The organism is Bradyrhizobium sp. USDA 4516, from assembly GCF_054055915.1.
This window is the reverse complement of record NZ_JBSRXT010000001.1, coordinates 2,952,243-2,969,019: the sequence shown is the minus strand read 5'-3', so window position 1 is coordinate 2,969,019 and position 16,777 is coordinate 2,952,243. Positions and strand designations below refer to the sequence as shown.

The 16,777-nt window shown below is 65.3% G+C and carries 15 protein-coding genes and 1 pseudogene; 11 read left to right on the top strand and 5 right to left on the bottom strand.

Features of this window, described 5'->3' with window-relative positions; translation table 11 throughout:
- Positions 1-115: 115 nt before the first annotated feature.
- On the bottom strand, positions 116-2,017 hold the full coding sequence (gene dnaK, locus ACVI1L_RS13665; protein ID WP_026192053.1) for a molecular chaperone DnaK: 1,902 nt from the start codon (positions 2,015-2,017) through the stop codon (positions 116-118).
- Positions 2,018-2,583: 566 nt separating this feature from the next.
- Between dnaK and ACVI1L_RS13660 the strand changes: the two genes are divergently transcribed.
- The 4 genes from ACVI1L_RS13660 to ACVI1L_RS13645 all read left to right on the top strand — a co-directional run bounded on the left by ACVI1L_RS13660 (position 2,584) and on the right by ACVI1L_RS13645 (position 5,685).
- Positions 2,584-3,519 (top strand): hypothetical protein, encoded by a 936-nt coding sequence (locus ACVI1L_RS13660; RefSeq protein ID WP_057020358.1) that lies wholly within the window; start codon positions 2,584-2,586, stop codon positions 3,517-3,519.
- An 84-nt stretch (positions 3,520-3,603) separates the two neighbouring features.
- The gene (gene pncA, locus ACVI1L_RS13655; RefSeq protein WP_456783102.1) at positions 3,604-4,314 is read left to right on the top strand and encodes a bifunctional nicotinamidase/pyrazinamidase; all 711 of its coding nucleotides are present in this window, start codon (positions 3,604-3,606) and stop codon (positions 4,312-4,314) included.
- A gap of 22 nt (positions 4,315-4,336) precedes the next feature.
- Positions 4,337-5,191 carry a helix-turn-helix domain-containing protein gene (locus ACVI1L_RS13650; RefSeq protein ID WP_456783101.1) on the top strand — a complete coding sequence of 285 codons (855 nt, stop codon included), beginning with the start codon at positions 4,337-4,339 and terminating at the stop codon, positions 5,189-5,191.
- Between the two features lie 68 nt (positions 5,192-5,259).
- On the top strand, positions 5,260-5,685 hold the full coding sequence (locus ACVI1L_RS13645; protein ID WP_076833716.1) for a VOC family protein: 426 nt from the start codon (positions 5,260-5,262) through the stop codon (positions 5,683-5,685).
- A gap of 48 nt (positions 5,686-5,733) precedes the next feature.
- Here ACVI1L_RS13645 and grpE read toward each other — a convergent pair whose 3' ends face one another.
- Both grpE and hrcA read right to left on the bottom strand, forming a co-directional pair.
- Positions 5,734-6,339, bottom strand: a complete 606-nt coding sequence (gene grpE, locus ACVI1L_RS13640; protein WP_456783100.1) for a nucleotide exchange factor GrpE — start codon at positions 6,337-6,339, stop codon at positions 5,734-5,736.
- 165 nt (positions 6,340-6,504) lie between these two features.
- On the bottom strand, positions 6,505-7,593 hold the full coding sequence (gene hrcA / locus ACVI1L_RS13635; RefSeq protein WP_168856177.1) for a heat-inducible transcriptional repressor HrcA: 1,089 nt from the start codon (positions 7,591-7,593) through the stop codon (positions 6,505-6,507).
- A 183-nt stretch (positions 7,594-7,776) separates the two neighbouring features.
- Here hrcA and rph point away from each other — a divergent pair, with 183 nt between their 5' ends.
- From rph to hemW, 3 genes are read left to right on the top strand one after another with little or no spacing between them, the layout of a single operon-like run.
- On the top strand, positions 7,777-8,490 hold the full coding sequence (gene rph / locus ACVI1L_RS13630; RefSeq protein ID WP_456783099.1) for a ribonuclease PH: 714 nt from the start codon (positions 7,777-7,779) through the stop codon (positions 8,488-8,490).
- An 11-nt stretch (positions 8,491-8,501) separates the two neighbouring features.
- A complete protein-coding gene (rdgB, locus tag ACVI1L_RS13625) occupies positions 8,502-9,137 on the top strand; it encodes an RdgB/HAM1 family non-canonical purine NTP pyrophosphatase (protein WP_057020354.1) in 636 nt (211 codons plus the stop codon).
- Complete coding sequence (hemW, locus tag ACVI1L_RS13620) at positions 9,124-10,281, top strand: radical SAM family heme chaperone HemW (RefSeq protein WP_253588381.1); 1,158 nt, start codon at positions 9,124-9,126, stop codon at positions 10,279-10,281. Before rdgB ends, hemW begins: the two co-directional genes overlap by 14 nt.
- A gap of 193 nt (positions 10,282-10,474) precedes the next feature.
- Here hemW and ACVI1L_RS13615 read toward each other — a convergent pair whose 3' ends face one another.
- Positions 10,475-11,689, bottom strand: a complete 1,215-nt coding sequence (locus ACVI1L_RS13615; RefSeq protein ID WP_057020352.1) for a penicillin-binding protein activator — start codon at positions 11,687-11,689, stop codon at positions 10,475-10,477.
- A gap of 220 nt (positions 11,690-11,909) precedes the next feature.
- Between ACVI1L_RS13615 and rsmI the strand changes: the two genes are divergently transcribed.
- From rsmI to ACVI1L_RS13595, 4 genes and pseudogenes are all read left to right on the top strand, one after another.
- Complete coding sequence (rsmI, locus tag ACVI1L_RS13610) at positions 11,910-12,863, top strand: 16S rRNA (cytidine(1402)-2'-O)-methyltransferase (RefSeq protein WP_456783098.1); 954 nt, start codon at positions 11,910-11,912, stop codon at positions 12,861-12,863.
- Positions 12,850-13,233, top strand: a complete 384-nt coding sequence (locus tag ACVI1L_RS13605; RefSeq protein ID WP_028335783.1) for a YraN family protein — start codon at positions 12,850-12,852, stop codon at positions 13,231-13,233. The genes rsmI and ACVI1L_RS13605 overlap by 14 nt, the downstream gene beginning before the upstream one ends.
- A gap of 30 nt (positions 13,234-13,263) precedes the next feature.
- A pseudogene (gene gshB, locus ACVI1L_RS13600) lies at positions 13,264-14,213 on the top strand (glutathione synthase).
- 187 nt (positions 14,214-14,400) lie between these two features.
- Positions 14,401-15,372, top strand: a complete 972-nt coding sequence (locus ACVI1L_RS13595; protein ID WP_456783097.1) for an MBL fold metallo-hydrolase — start codon at positions 14,401-14,403, stop codon at positions 15,370-15,372.
- Positions 15,373-15,467: 95 nt separating this feature from the next.
- Here ACVI1L_RS13595 and fsrB read toward each other — a convergent pair whose 3' ends face one another.
- Positions 15,468-16,757 carry a siderophore utilization protein FsrB gene (fsrB, locus tag ACVI1L_RS13590; RefSeq protein ID WP_456783096.1) on the bottom strand — a complete coding sequence of 430 codons (1,290 nt, stop codon included), beginning with the start codon at positions 16,755-16,757 and terminating at the stop codon, positions 15,468-15,470.
- Between the last annotated feature and the right edge of the window lie 20 nt (positions 16,758-16,777).

Below are 16,777 nucleotides of genomic sequence, written 5' to 3'. Positions count from 1 at the left end.
CAAGGATTGCGCCTGTCTGGAAGATGCAGCGATCGCCTTAAAGAAAAATGACCCCCACTCCTCCGAGACGCGGCGCGTGCTCATTGGTGTGAGGGTCATGATCGCAAATCCGCGCTTAAGCAGACTTCTTGCTGTTCTTGTCGTCGTCGACCTCGGTGAACTCCGCGTCGACAACGTCATCCTTAGCAGCGTCCTTGGCCGCATCGGCCTCGGCCTGCTGCTTGTACATGGCCTCGCCGAGCTTCATCGAAGCCTGCGCCAGCGTGTTGGTCTTGGCCTTGATCGCCTCGGCGTCGTCGCCCTTCAGCGCTTCCTTGAGGTCGCTGACGGCGTCTTCGATCGCGCGGCGCTCGGTGTCGGCGATCTTCGAACCGTGTTCGGCCAGAGCCTTCTCGGTCGAGTGAACCAGCCCGTCGGCATGGTTCTTGGCGTCGACAGCCTCGCGGCGCTTCTTGTCCTCGGCCGCGTTGACCTCGGCGTCCTTGACCATCTTGTCGATGTCGGCTTCGGACAGACCGCCGGATGCCTGGATCCGGATCTGCTGTTCCTTGCCGGTCGCCTTGTCCTTGGCCGAGACGTTGACGATACCGTTGGCGTCGATGTCGAAGGTCACCTCGATCTGCGGCATGCCGCGCGGAGCCGGCGGAATACCCATCAGGTCGAACTGGCCGAGCATCTTGTTGTCGGCCGCCATTTCACGCTCGCCCTGGAAGACCCGGATGGTGACAGCGCCCTGATTGTCTTCGGCGGTCGAGAACACCTGGCTCTTCTTGGTCGGGATCGTGGTGTTGCGGTCGATGATGCGGGTGAACACACCGCCCAGCGTCTCGATGCCCAGCGACAGCGGGGTCACGTCGAGCAGCAGCACGTCCTTGACATCGCCCTGCAGCACGCCGGCCTGGATCGCAGCGCCGATCGCGACGACCTCGTCGGGATTGACGCCCTTATGCGGCTCCTTGCCGAAGAACTGCTTCACGACTTCCTGGATCTTCGGCATGCGGGTCATGCCGCCGACCAGCACCACTTCGCCGATCTCGCCGGCGGTCAGGCCGGCATCCTTCAGCGCCTTGCGGCACGGCTCGATGGTCTTCTCGACGAGATCGGCCACCAGCGCCTCGAACTTAGCGCGGGTCAGCTTCATCGTCAGATGCTTCGGACCGGTCTGGTCAGCCGTGATGAACGGCAGGTTGATTTCGGTCTGCGTGGTCGACGACAGCTCGATCTTGGCCTTCTCCGCAGCCTCCTTCAGGCGCTGCAGGGCAAGCTTGTCGTTGCGCAGGTTGATGCCCTGCTCCTTCTGGAATTCGTCGGCGAGATAGCCGACCAGGCGCATGTCGAAATCTTCACCGCCCAGGAAGGTGTCGCCGTTGGTCGACTTCACCTCGAACACGCCGTCGCCGATCTCGAGGATCGAGACGTCGAAGGTGCCGCCGCCGAGGTCGTACACGGCGATCGTGCCGGACTTCGACTTGTCGAGACCGTAGGCGAGCGCGGCAGCCGTCGGCTCGTTGATGATGCGCAGCACTTCGAGGCCGGCGATCTTGCCGGCGTCCTTGGTGGCCTGACGCTGCGCGTCGTTGAAATAGGCGGGAACCGTGATGACGGCCTGCTCGACCTTCTGGCCGAGATGCGCCTCAGCGGTCTCCTTCATCTTCTGCAGAATGAAGGCCGAGACCTGCGAGGGCGAATAGGTCTTGCCATCGGCTTCGACCCAGGCGTCGCCGTTCGATGCCTTGACGATCTTGTAGGGAACGAGCTTCTTGTCCTTCTCGACCATCGGGTCGTCATAGCGGCGGCCAATGAGGCGCTTCACCGCAAAGAACGTACGCTCGGGATTGGTCACCGCCTGGCGCTTCGCCGGCTGGCCGACGAGGCGCTCGCCATCGTCAGTGAAAGCAACGATCGACGGCGTCGTTCGCATGCCCTCGGCATTCTCGATCACCTTGGCGTTCTTGCCATCCATTACGGCGACGCACGAATTCGTGGTGCCGAGGTCGATCCCAATGACCTTACCCATGGTTTTGATATCCTCTTTGCTACGGCAGGTTGGTTGGGCCCTGACGGCGCTCCGTACCGAACCCCCAGACGTTCACATACTCGCGATATTGCGACGGTGAGCCTGATATAGGAGAGAGGGTCCTGCCCGCAAGGACTGGACGCAACGTTGAGGCCTGAAAAGACTGACGTTTGAAAGATTGTGTCAGCCCGGCCGCAGCGCCGGTTCAAGCCCGATCCAAGTTAACAAATCGGCAATGATGCGGCACGCCGTCGACCGCGAACATCCGCCACGCGATGTCCGCGCTGTTGAGTGAACACTCACAAACGTCGTATGCGGAAGCGGGCGCAGGCCGAGGGCGCGCTGTTTGGCCGCTGGTGGCCGATCGTCGGAAACGTCGGGAAACTGGAAAGTGCCGGCCAATCGGGACGAAAAGCCCCTGGAATCGGGCCTGCAGGCCCGGAGCGCGGCTTTGGCGGCCTGTTGCAGGGTCATCAAAACCGCTAAAAGCGGTCCGACTGAAAGAGGCCATCCAGCCCTGCACCGGCCCCGTTGCGCGGCCACCAAGCAAAACCGGTAGATCCCCCATGACGCCTTTTCGACTTCTCGTTGCGGTTGCCTTGCTGCTTGCTGCCACCTGTCGTGGCTTTGCCGCCGACGTGGTGTTTCCGCCGGGCGCGCATGTCGGGATGAAGCCGCTGGTGGGCCTCAACCGCGCCAAGTCGTTCATCGGCTTCGAGACCGAGGACCAGGGCGTGAAGGTCTTGATCGCCGATCTGCCCGCGGACGCCTACAACGAGGTCGTGAGCGCCTTCAAGGCCAACCCGGCCGGCAGCGGAAACATCAAGCCGGAGAGCCTCGAGACGCCGGCGGGCCTCGCCTATTACACCGTGGAGAGCGCGCGTGACGGCACCACCAATGTGCGGCGCTACTCCATGATCCTGCCGGGACCGACCTTCTCCGGCTATGTCGCGGTACAGGTGCCGGAGAACGCGAGCAAGATCTACACCGACGACGCCGTGCGGCAGATGTTCGCCACCGCCCAGATCCGCAACGAGGTGCCGGTCGACGAGCAGCTAAGCATGATGCCGTTCAAGGTCACCGAGCTCAGCAGCTTCAAGAATGTCCGCATGCTGGCGCCGGGCGCGGCGCTGCTGATGGCCGACGGCGACGACAAGGGCCTTGAGACCAAGCCCTTTATGCTGCTTGGCATCATCGGCTCGGCCCCGGCCACACCGGATGATCGCGGCCGCTTCGCCCAGCAGATCGCCACCACGATCCCCGGCGTGCGCGACGGGCGGATCACCATGTCCGAACCGATCCGGATCGACGGCCAGCCCGGCTTCGAGACGCGCATCGACGCCGTCAGCGGCAAGGACAATACCCCGGTGACCATCGTGCAGTGGCTGCGGTTCGGCGCGCAAACATCGATGCGCATCATCGGCAGCTCCCCGCGCACCGATTGGGAGAAGGCCTTCCCGCGCTTCCGCGCGGTGCGCGACGGCATCCAGCCGCGCGGCTGACAGGCCCGCCGAAAAATCGGACTTTCGCAGCTCCACGAACGGAACTAGCCTCCTCGTGCAATTATCAAAGCGAGGAGGGGCGCGATGCCGGATCGACGACAGGTTGTTGCAGGCCTCGGTACGCTGGCGCTTGCCGCGCTGGTTCCAAAACATCTCTGGGCGGCTGCGATCAAGCCCGACGACGGCTCCGCGCTGCTCGTGATCGACGTCCAGAACTGCTTCCTGCCCGGCGGCAGCCTTGCCGTGAAGGACGGCGAGCAGGTGGTGCCGGTGATCAACCGGATCGCCAAGAGCTTTGCCAATGTGGTGATGACGCAGGACTGGCACACGCCCGGACACATTTCCTTTGCCTCGACCCATTCCGGCAAGAAGCCGTTCGAGACCGTCGACCTTGCCTATGGCAAGCAGGTGCTGTGGCCCGACCACTGCGTGCAGGGCACCGACGGCGCATCGCTGTCGAAGGAACTCGCGATCCCGCAGGCCGAGCTGATCATCCGCAAGGGTTTTCACAAGGACGTCGACAGCTACTCCGCCTTCACCGAGGCCGACGGCAAGACCACCACCGGGCTCGCCGCCTATCTCAAGGCGCGCAACGTCGAGCGGGTTTTCGTGGCCGGGCTCGCCACCGATTTCTGCGTGGCATGGACCGCGCTCGATGCGCGCAAGGCCGGCTTCGAGACCTATGTGGTGGAAGATGCCTGCCGCGGCATCGACACCCAGGGATCGCTCGCCAAGGCCTGGGACGACATGGCCAAGGGCGGCGTCAAGCGCATCCAGTCCTCGGATATCGCCTAGGACGCCGCCTCGCGAGATTCGCATGGCCGAGCCTGCGTCACCTCATGCATTCGATCTCGCGCAGCGCCTGCCGTCGCCGCGCATGGCTGGCCTGATCGTCCGGATCACCGGTTATCGCGAGACCGCAACTGGCCGGTTCGCACAACGACAGACCGCGCCGCTGATCGTCCCGCTGATCATCAGTTTCGGCTCGCCGTTCCTGATCGCGCTGTCGCGCGAACCTGGTGCGGCCGACCGTCAGCTCAGCTTCGCCGCCGGCCTGCATGCCGGGCCTGTCTACATCGAGTCCGACGGCCACGCTGCCTGCGTGCAGGTCGATTTCACCCCGCTCGGCGCCTACGGCTTCTTCGGCGGCGCCGTGACCGACCTAGTCGGGCGCATGGTCGATATCGACGATGCGCTCGGCCATGATGGCCGTCGTCTGCGCGAGCAACTCGGCGCCGTGACCTGCTGGCAGCGCCGCTTCGACCTGATCGAGGCGTTCGTGCTGCGCCGCGCCGGCCACATGCCGTCTCCCGAAGTCGCGTTCGCCTATCGAAAACTGGCGCGTTCGGCCGGCGCTATCAGCATCACGGCATTGGCCGACGAGATCGGCTGGAGCCGCAAGCATCTGGCTGGCCGGTTTCGGTCCGAACTCGGCCTCGCCCCCAAATCGCTGGCGCGCATGATGCGGTTTCACCGGGCGAGCCGGCTGGCGCAAAGCGGCGCAGCGCTTGGCTGGGCGGGGATCGCGGCGGAAAGCGGCTATGCCGACCAGGCCCATCTCGCCCGCGAGTTCGTCGAATTCGCAGGCGAACCGCCAACCGCCTGGGCGCGCCGCCGGGCGCTGACCGACCGCCGGCTGGTTCACGCCGGCGATGGGCTGGCGGACTGGTAACAAACCTTCAAGCTAACGCCGCGTTGCCCCGTGCAGGATGGCGCCGTCAGCCAAGGAGGTGAGCGACCATGACGCACGACATCGAACCGCCCCGCATCTACCCGACCCTGCGCTGCAAGGATGCCGAGGCGATGACCAATTGGCTCACGACGGTGCTTGGGTTCACCGAACACGTCGTCTACCGCGATGGCGGCGTGATCCATCACGCCGAGCTCGCCTATGGTTCCTCGATGCTGATGCTGGGCCAGAGCCGCGACGACGCATATGGCAGGCTGGTCGGCGACCTCGACAACCGCCGCACCGACTCGATCTATATCGCCGTCGACGATCCCGACGCGCTGTACGCGAAGGTCAAGGCTGCCGGAGCGAAGATCGAGATGGAACTGCGAAACACGGATTATGGCAGCCGCGACTTCGCCTGCCGCGATCCGGAAGGAAATCTCTGGAGCTTCGGCACCTATTGGCCGAAGGCACACGAGAAGCCGCGACCGTGAGCCCGCGCAATCCGCGAGCTCACAGACGGGTGTCCGGGATCGGACGGATCAGGCGGTGATGTCGGCGGTCGGGGCGGCCTTGGCGCCGCCCTTGGAGACGCCGACCAGCGCCGGACGCAGGATGCGCTCGCCGATTATGTAACCGGCCTGCACGACCTGCACCACGGTGCCCGACGGCACCGACGGATCGGGCACCTCGAACATCGCCTGCTGGAAGTTCGGATCGAACTTCTCGCCGATCGGGTCGAACTTCTTGACGCCGTTCTTCTCCAGCGCGTTGAGCAGCGAACGTTCGGTCAGCTCGACGCCTTCGATCAGCGCCTTCAGGCCGGGATCGGCGGCTTCCTTGGTCTCGGCCGGCACCGCATCGAGCGCGCGCTGCAGGTTGTCGGCGATATCGAGCACGTCGCGGGCAAAGCCGGTGATGCCGTAGGTCTTGGCGTCGGCGACCTCGCGGCGGGTGCGCTGGCGGAGATTCTCCATCTCGGCCAGGGTGCGCAGCGTCCGGTCGCGCGCCTCGGCGAGTTCCTTGGTCAGCGCCTCCGCCGATCCGGCTTCGGGCTCGTCAGGCATGATGTAGGGCTTCGAGACCACGGGCTCACCCGTCGGCGCCGAATTCTCGGTGTTGTCATTGGCCCGGTTCGGATCGGTCATGGCTTGCCTTCTCGAAAACTCGCGTCGGTTCAAATCTTGGGGATTGCTTGCCGGGATATCGTGCTTTGGGCGGCGAAAATCAAGCGCAACATACCGGTCTCGGGAACTGGGATCTCCGGCTTGGGTGAAGAAAACCCGTCAAATGAAAGCGAAATCGCCCTCCGGTCAGCCGCCGAGCATCTTGCTGACGATGCGCGCGGCATAATCGACGGTCGGGATCACCCGCGCATAGTTCAGCCGTGTCGGTCCGATCACGCCGAGGACGCCCACGATCCGCCCCTGGGCGTCGCCGTAGGGCGCGATGATGGTCGAGGAACCCGACAGCGAGAACAGCTTGTTCTCCGAGCCGATGAAGATCCGCACGCCCTCGCCGCGCTCAGCGCGGCCGAGCAGATCGATCACGCCGCGTTTGGTTTCGAGATCGTCGAACAGCGACTTGATGCGCTCGAGATCGTCGAGCGCATGCAGGTCCTCGAGCAGATTGGCGTGACCGCGCACGATCAGCTGGCGGTCTTCGTTCTCGCCGCCGGACCAACTCGCAATGCCCGCCGCGACCACCTTCTGCGTGAGCTGATCGAGCTCGGCGCGGTTTTGCGTCAGTGCCGTCTCGAGCTCGAGCCGCGCTTCGGCCAGCGTCCGGCCGCGGATCCGCGCATTGAGGAAATTGGTCGCCTCGGTCAGGGCTGAGGATGGAACACCCGGCGGCAGTGCCAGCACGCGGTTTTCGACCTGGCCGTCTTCGCCGACCAGCACGACCAGCGCCTTTTCCGGCTCCAGCCGGACGAACTCGATATGCTTCAGCCGTGCATTCGACTTCTGCGTCAGCACCACCGCCGCGGCGCGGGTCAGTCCCGACAGCCGCGTCAAGGCTTCGCCGAGCGCGGCCTCGACGGATTGCGCGCGGCCGACGGCAGCAAGCTGGGTCTGGATCGACTGACGCTCGGTCTCGGTGAGGTCGCCGACCTGCATCAGCGCATCGACGAAGAAGCGCAGCCCGAGTTCGGTCGGCAACCGGCCGGCGGAGGTGTGCGGCGCATAGATCAGGCCGAGCTGCTCGAGATCCGACATCACGTTGCGGACCGAGGCCGGCGACAGCGGTAATGCGATCAGGCGCGAAATGTTGCGCGAACCGACCGGCTCGCCGGTTGCGAGATAGCTTTCGACGATTTGACGAAAAATATCGCGCGAACGCTCGTTGAGCTGGGCGAGCCCGGCATGCGGCGCGATCAGGCCAATCGGATCGTGGTGAGTCACACTCCAGTCCCTCACAATTACTGCATAATTTGTCGATCCGGGAGGCCGATGACAAGCATGCATTCGGCCCCCGTCGTACCGGACCCTACCGGGGCCGAAAACCCTCGCCAAAACCCTTGCCGCTGCCCCTTCCCGCTCCTACAAGCACGGCCAGCCAATTTTCTCGGATTTCTGGAGGATTTCATGCGGCCAAGCCGCCGTGCACCCGATGAACTGCGTCCCGTGTCGCTGGAACGCGGCGTCGTCAAATATGCCGAGGGTTCCTGCATGGTGAAGTTCGGGGACACCCATGTGCTGGTGACCGCCACGCTGGAAGAGCGATTGCCGCCGTGGCTGAAGGGCCAGGGCCGCGGCTGGGTCACCGCCGAATACGGCATGCTGCCGCGTGCCACCCTGGAACGCACCCGCCGCGAGGCTTCGGCCGGCAAGCAGGGCGGCCGGACGGTCGAGATTCAGCGGCTGATCGGCCGCTCGCTGCGCGCGGCCGTCGATCTCGAGGCGCTCGGCGAACGCCAGATCACGGTCGATTGCGACGTCATCCAGGCCGACGGCGGCACCCGCACCGCCTCGATCACCGGTGCCTGGGTGGCGCTGGCCGACTGCATCAACTGGATGAAGACCCGCAACATGCTGAAGACCAACGTGTTGCGCGACAATGTGGCGGCGATCTCCTGCGGCATCTACCAGGGCACGCCGGTGCTCGATCTCGACTATGCCGAGGATTCCGAAGCCGACACCGACGCCAATTTCGTCATGACCGGCGACGGCCGGATCATCGAGGTGCAGGGCACCGCCGAGAAGACGCCGTTCTCGGAAGGCGAATTCCTGGCGCTGATGGCGCTGGCGCGCAAAGGTGTCGCGCGTCTGGTCGACTTGCAACAGATCGCGGTGGCGTAGTCAGATTGGGCATGCACCGCCGAATCACCGGAAGGCTCGTCATCGCCACCCATAATCCCGGCAAGCTTGCCGAGATGCGGGAACTGCTGGCGCCGCACGGCGTGGAGGTGGTGTCGGCCGGCGAGCTCGACCTCGCCGAGCCCGAGGAGACCGGCGACAATTTTCGCGCCAACGCGGCGATCAAGGCGATCGCGGCAGCGAAGGCGACCGGACTGCCCGCCTTCGCCGACGATTCCGGCCTCGTGGTCGATGCGCTCGATGGAGCGCCCGGAATCTACTCGGCGCGCTGGGCCGGCGAGGGCAAGGACTTCATGGCGGCGATGACGCGGATCGAGCGGCTGCTGCAGGAACGCGGCGCCACCGCACCGGACCGGCGCAAGGCGCACTTCGTGTCGGCGTTGTGCGTGGCCTGGCCCGACGATCATCTCGAGCAGGTCGAGGCCCGCGTCGATGGAACCCTGGTCTGGCCGCCGCGTGGCACCGCCGGCTTTGGCTACGATCCGGCCTTCCTGCCCGACGGCTACACGCGGACCTTCGGCGAGATGACCAGCATCGAGAAGCACGGCCTGCCGCCGCTCGGGCTCGGCCTGTCGCATCGCGCCCGCGCCTTCGTGAAGCTCGCGGAGATCTGCCTTGAGCCACGCTGACCGAGAAGCCTTCGGCGTCTACGTGCACTGGCCGTTCTGCCTGTCGAAATGCCCGTATTGTGATTTCAACAGCCATGTGCGGCATGCGCCGGTCGACGAGGAGCGTTTCGTGCGCGCGTTCGCCCGCGAGATCGAGACGACGGCCGCGCGCGTGCCGGGGCGGCAGGTGTCCTCGATCTTCCTCGGCGGCGGCACGCCATCGTTGATGCAGCCGAAGACCGTCGGTGCCGTGCTCGATGCGATCGGCAAGCACTGGACGGTGGCGCGCGATGTCGAGGTCACGCTCGAGGCCAATCCGACCAGCGTCGAGGCGACGCGCTTTCGCGGCTATCGCGCAGCCGGCGTCAACCGCGTCTCGCTCGGCGTGCAGGCGCTCGATGACGTCTCGCTGAAGGCGCTAGGCCGCCTGCACACCGCGCGCGAGGCGCTCGACGCGGTCGCGATCGCGCGCTCTGCGTTCGATCGCTACTCGTTCGATCTGATCTATGCCCGCCCCGACCAGACGCCGCGGATGTGGGCCGATGAACTGAAGCAGGCGATCTCGGAAGCGGCCGAGCACCTGTCGCTCTACCAGCTCACGATCGAGGAAGGCACGCCGTTCTTCGGGCTGCATGCCGCCGGCAAATTGCAGACGCCGGACGAAGCGACTGCGCGCGCGCTCTACGACGTGACGCAGGAGGTCTGCGCGCGCGAGGGGTTGCCGGCCTATGAGATCTCCAATCACGCCCGCGCCGGCGCGGAGTGCAAGCATAACCTCGTCTACTGGCGCGGCGAGGAATATGCCGGCATCGGCCCTGGCGCACATGGCCGGCTCGACATCGATGGCGTCAGGCACGCGACCGCAACCGAGCGGCGCCCCGAGGCGTGGCTGTTGAACGTCGAGGAGCGCGGTCACGGCGTCGTCAGCGATGACAGCCTCAACAGCGAAGAACGCGCCGACGAGTTTCTGCTGATGGGGCTGCGGCTCGCCGAGGGCATCGATCCCAAGCGCTATGCGAAGCTCTCCGGCCGCCAGCTCGACCCGCACCGGATCGCGATGCTGCGCGAGGAAGGCGCGATCGCCGTCGACGCCGACGGACGACTGCGGGTGACGACGTCGGGATTCCCGGTGCTCGACGCGGTCGTTGCGGATCTCGCCGCCTAGAACCTATCCCGTTCCGATTGAATCGGAACGAGGCTCTAGATTCTTGTTTTGACGCGTTTTCTTCACGCGAACCGGTATCCACTTCGCTCGAAACCGCTCTAGGTGCACGCTGCCAAAATATCGAAAACAACCCCATGCAAAGGAGCTGGGGGGTGCCGGCGCTCGACAAGGCAGCTTGACCGCCCGACGAAAATCAAGCGCCAAAGCTCTTCGGCGAGCCTGCCACCGGCGTGCTGCCGCCTGAGGCCACCTTCATGACCGCAAGGCCACGCTCATTGGTGCCGTCGGAGCGGAAGCGGAACAAACCATCGATGCCGGCAAAGCCGGACGGATTGGTCAGTGTCTCCGGCGCAAAGCGCTGCGCCCCTTGCGTGCGCGCGAGCGCCGCCATCAGCGCCACGGCATCATAGGCAAGCGTCGCGGTGCGCACGGGCTCGCCGCCATATTTGCCGCGGTAGCGGCCGGCGAAGCTGCGGAAGCCGGACGGATCGGGCGCGGCGTAGAGGCCACCCTGCAAGACGGGGCTCGCGAACACCCGCGGATTGTCCCACAGCCCGGTGCCGAGCAGCTGGATGTTGCGCAGATTGGCGCCGGCTGCGGTCAAGGCATCGGCGGTCGCGACCACCGAATCACCATCGTCGGCGATCAGCAGCGCATCGGCCTGGCCGAGCGCCTGCGCCACGGTTCGCGCCGGCGTCGCGCGATCGGCGCCATATTTCTCGAATGCGACGACGCGGCCGTTCTTGCGGCCGACCGCCTGCTTGAACGCGGCCTCAACCACGTTGCCATAGGCGTTGTCCGGCACCATCGCGGCGAACGAGCGCTTTCCGATCCCCGCCGAGTAGTCGACGATGCGGTTGATGTCGGACTCCGGCAGGAAGCTCAGCAGATAGACGCCGCGCCCGGCCACGCTCGAATCGGTGGAGAACGCGATCACCGAGGTTCCGCGCGGCCGCGTCAGTTGCGCGACGGCCGGCACCGAGCCTGCGAACAGCGGTCCCAGAATGATCTCGGCGCCTTCGGACAGTGCCTGCTGGGCACCCTGCGATGCGCCCTGCGGGCTGCCGCCATCGTCCTTGATCAGGAGCTGGATGTTCGGGTTCTGAAATTCCGCCAGCGCCATTTCGGCCGCGTTCCGCATCGACTGGGCGGCAAGCCCGGCATTGCCGGACGCCGACAGCGGCAGGATCAGGCCGATCTTGACCTGCCCGGTGCCGACCGCCTGCGGCTGCTGCTGCGGGCCGGCAGGACCGCCTTCCTGGTTGCCGCCGAACGGGCTGGAAAACTGGCTCAAGCTTTGCTGCACGCCGGAACAGGCCGTCAGCAGCGGCGCGCCCACGATGAGGCCGAGCGCGGTCCGCCGGGTGGTGCCCGACGGCGGGGACTTGCGGTGATGCGGGCCTTCCATCGTCTCTCTTCTCTTGGCCGACCGTGATCAGCCAGGACTCCATCCAGCTCTGATGAGGCGGGTGGATTCAGGCATATTCTCGGCGAATAGTTAACTAAAACAAAAGGATTATGGCCCCGCGGCGCCCTTGCCGCGGCCTCCATTTCCCCCGTCAGCCAGCGTTCCGTCACCGCCGTTTGCGGATGTGGCGCAAGCGCCGCCATCCCTCTAGATTGGCATTATGCGCGCAAAAGCCAGTTCCCTCCACAGTTCGGATGCCACGACAGGCGCTGCGGCCAGAACATTTTCGATCGGCGGCCAGCAATTGGCCGCGCCAAGGGCAGCACCCGGGCTCCATCTGGTCGCGACCCCGATCGGAAATCTCGCCGACATCACCCTGCGCGCGCTGGAAACGCTGGCCGGTGTCGACGTCATCGCCTGCGAGGACACGAGAATTACCCGGCGGCTGACCGAGCGTTATGCGATCGCCGCGGAGCTTGCGCTCTACCACGAGCACAACGCGGCCCAGGCCCGTCCAAAAATCCTGGAGCGGCTGGCGCAGGGCGCCGCGATCGCGCTGGTTTCCGACGCCGGCACGCCACTGATCTCCGATCCCGGCTTCAAGCTGGTGCGCGACGTCTGCGCCGCCGGGCATGCCGTCATCGCGGTGCCGGGGCCATCATCGGTGCTGACGGCGCTGTCGGTCGCGGCATTGCCGACCGACCGGTTTTTCTTCGAGGGATTTTTGCCCGCCAAGGAGCACGCGCGCCGCGCCCGGCTCAACGAGCTGGCGAGGGTCGATTCGACGCTCGTGATGTTCGAATCGGGCAATCGCGTACAGGACACGCTGCGCGATCTCGCCGCGATCATGGCCGGCCGCGATGCCGCGATCTGCCGCGAGCTGACCAAGCTGCACGAGGAAATCACGCGCGCGCCGGTCGCCGCGCTGGCGGCAAGCGCGGACGCGCTGGAAACGCGCGGCGAGTTCGTGCTGGTCATCGGACCTCCGGCCGATGATGCCGGGGTGATGGACCAGGATGCGCTCGACGATCTGCTGCGGGCGCAGCTCGGCCGCGGCAGCGTCAAGGATGCGGTCGCCCATGCGGTCGAACTGTCGGGCCGGCCGCGCCGCGAGGTCTATGCCCGTGCCCTCGAGCTTGCGAAGACCATCGGGGACGGCAATGGCGAAGACTGACAGCGCCTCGCCCGAGCGCGTCGCGGCGTTCCGGACCGGCATCTCGGCGGAGAGCCGCGCCGCAGCGCTTCTGATCGCCAAGGGCTATCGCATCCTGGCACGACGCTTCCGCACCCCCTTTGGCGAGATCGACCTGGTGGTGCGCCGGCGCAATCTGCTGGCCTTCGTCGAGGTCAAGGCCCGGGCCAGCCTCGACGACGCCGCCTATGCGGTGACGCCGCGGCAGCAGCTGCGCATCATCAATGCCGCCCAGGCCTGGCTGATGGCGCATCCCGAACATGCCGAATTCGAGCTCAGATTCGACGCCGTGCTGATTGCGCCGAAGAGCCTGCCGCGCCATTTGTTAGCGGCATTCGATGCAAGCCCTTAACGTTATCCTCAGACCTCGCGGAACATGCCTATGAAATTGAAGATCGCCGTCCAGATGGATCCCATCGCGCGCATCAATATTCGCGGCGATTCGACCTTTGCGCTGCTGCTCGAGGCGCAGAAGCGCGGCCACGGCATTTCCTACTACACGCCCGACAAGCTGTCGTTGCGCGGCGAGGAGCTGGTGGCGCCGGTGCAGCCTCTCACCGTGCGCGACGAGGTCGGCAATCATTTCACGCTGGGCGAGCCGAAGCGCGAAGCGCTCAACGGCTTCGACGTCGTGTGCTGCTGCGGCAGGATCCGCCGTTCGACCTCGCCTACATCACCTCGACCCATTTCCTCGAGCGCATCCATCCGAAGACCTTGGTCGTCAACGACCCGGCCAGCGTGCGCAACGCGCCGGAAAAGCTGTTCGTGATGAACTTCCCGAAGCTGATGCCGCCAACCTTGATCTCGCGCGATCTCGACGAGATCAACGCATTCCGCGACCATCATGGCGCCGTCGTCATGAAGCCGCTGCACGGCCATGGCGGCGCCGCCGTCTTCCGCGTGATGCCGCAGGACATGAACTTCGGCTCGCTGTTCGACATGTTCTCCGTCACGTTCAAGGAGCCCTGGGTGATCCAGCGCTTCCTCCCCGAGGTGAAGCATGGTGACAAGCGCATCATCCTGGTCGACGGCGAGTTCGCCGGCGCCGTCAACCGCGTGCCGGCGGCGGACGATCTGCGCTCCAACATGGTCCGTGGCGGCGCAGCCACGGCGACCGAACTCTCGGATCGCGAGAGCGAAATCTGCGCCACGCTCGGACCGGCGCTGCGCGAACGCGGCCTGCTGTTCGTCGGCATCGACGTGATCGACGGCAACCTGACCGAGATCAACGTCACCTCGCCGACCGGCATCCGCGCAATCCAACGGCTCAATGGCCCCGACGTCGCGGCGATGATCTGGGATACCATCGAGAAGAAGCGCGCCGCGAAATAATCCTCCCTTGTGCGCCGCACAGCTGGCTGAAATTTTAGCCAGCGTTCGATCGCGCATGCGTTCTCCTTATTCTTCTTGCCAGCTTGCGCAGGCGAGGGCAGCATCCGCTTGCCTGCGTCAGGTCAAGCAGCGGGTCAACGCGCGGGCACAACGCGAAAATCTTATAAAAATTCTGGAGGAAGACGTTATGACGCTCAATGTCTCACGACGATCCTTGCTCGCGCTCGGTGCCGGTCTCGGCGCCAGCACCCTGCTCGGGGGCACCGCACAGGCACGCGCGCCGAAGCTCGGCACGCAGACACCCTATTGGCACCGCTTCATGCTCGGCGAAGCCGAAGTGACCGTCGTATCCGACGGGCCGCTTCCGCTCGGCGATCCCTCCGGCACCTTCACCGGTGTGCCGAAGGAGGAGGTGAAGAAGATGCTCTCCGACAACTTCCTCTCGCCCGACAATGTCGTGCTCGAGCAGAATTCGCCGATCGTCAATACCGGCGACAAGCTGATCCTGTTCGACACCGGCATGGGCACGTCGCAACTGTTCGGCAAGACCACCGGGCGGCAGCAGAAGAGTATGCAGGAAGCCGGCATCAAGCCGGAGGACATCGACGCCGTCGTGCTGTCGCACGCGCATATCGATCATATCGGCGGCATCGTCGGCGCCGACGACAAGCCGTTGTTCCCGAATGCGCAATATTACATCGCGCAGAGCGATCTCGAGTTCTGGACCGACGAAGGCAAGATGGGCAGCCCGTTGAAGGATTTCATCGTGCACGCCCGCAAGAACCTGCTGCCGGTGCGCGACCGCATCGTGTTCTTCAAGGACGGCCAGGAATTCCTGCCCGGCGTGACGGCAATCGCGGCGCCAGGCCACACCGTGGGCCACACCATCTTCATGGTGAGCTCGGGCGGCAAATCCTTCGCCTTCCTCGGCGACCTCTCGCATCACGCGGTGCTGCTGCTGGAGCGGCCGCGGATGGAGTTCTCCTACGACACCGATCCGAAGCAGGCGGCGGCGTCGCGGGTCAAGCTGCTGGAAATGCTGGCCGCGAACAAGACGGCCGTGATGTCCTATCACTTCGCTTGGCCGGGCTACGGCCACGTCGCCAAGGCCGGCGAAGGCTTCCACTACTATCCGGAGCCGATGCAGATGAACCTGTGACGGACTGATTGCGAAGACGGACTGCCTCGGGAGCGGCCGCCGCCGCTCCCGAATGCATTTGCCGCCCGGTGTAAGGAGTGCACGGGGCGCCCGGCCTATTCCGCCGGCGCAAGGCGGCTCGCGGAGCGAGTGCGCATCGTCTCTCGCGCGCCAATCCGCGCACGACGTTTGCGCCACCAGATCACGACGCCCGTCACCGACAGCGCCGCAACCACCAATCCCATCAGCGAGATCAGGATGCGCCCGGGCAAGCCGGCGATCCGGCCGGAATGCAACGGAAGCTGCATCTGCACGAACACGTCGGCCGCGGTGCCGACCCATGGCAGCCGCTCGCCGAGCGGACGGCCGTCCTCGCTGTCGTAGTAAAGCTGCGCCGGCCCGACGCCCGCGGCGCCATGTTCGTCGCCCGGCTCGAAGAATGCGACCGCATAGACGCCATGGGCCGGACCATAATTGATCGAACCGATCGGTGTGGTCCAGCCGCGCGCCTTGCCGTCGGCCGCGGCGCGCGCGGCGATCTCCGCATAGGTGATCCTCGGCTCGATCGGATCGTCGAGATGACGGTATGGTCGCTGCTCGTAGGGTGTCGGCGTGTAGTCGGACACGGTCTTCATCAACGGCGAGAACACCTCGAAATAGAGGTTCAGCGAGAATGCCGTGAATGCGATCACGAACAGCAACGCCCAGGTCCACAGGCTGAAGGCGCGATGAATGTCGAAATTGATTCGATAGGCGCTGCCTGAGGTCTTGATCTTCCAGGCCGGTGCCCAGCGGGTCCAGAAGCTCTTGCCGCTCGGGCCTGATATCGCCGACGCCCGCTGTGCACTTGCGCGCCGCCGCGACGGCAGGGTCAGGTAGAAGCCGACGAAACAATCGATCGTCCAGATCACGGCGATGACGCCGAGGAAGCGCATGCCCCAGCGATCGCTGCCCCAGAATTCGGGGATATGCATCGTGTAATGCAGCTTGTAGAGGAACGAGACGAAGTTTTCGCGGGTCACCGGCCAGACCGCGCCCCAATAGCGGCGTCCGAGCTCGACGCCGGTGTTTGGATCGAGGAAGACCTGGTTGTAGTCGAGCGTGTAGCGTTTGCCGGTCGCCGGATCGATCCGCGGCAGCACGAAGAACCACAGCGATTCGCCCTTCTCCGCCGTCATGAACATGTGGACGACGCGGGCGCGATGATCGCGCTGCTCGATCAGCCGGGCGAGCTCCACCGACGGGATCGCCGGTCCGGAGCTTGTCACCTCGAACAGCTTCCTGTTGAGCACATCGTCGATCTCGTGGTCCCACGAGATGATCGCGCCGGTGACGCCCGAGAAGAACAGGAAGGCCGCGGTGACAAGGCCCGCCCAGCGATGCAGTCGTCCGAAGATCGGTCTCATGGGGATTTCAGCAAGTTGTG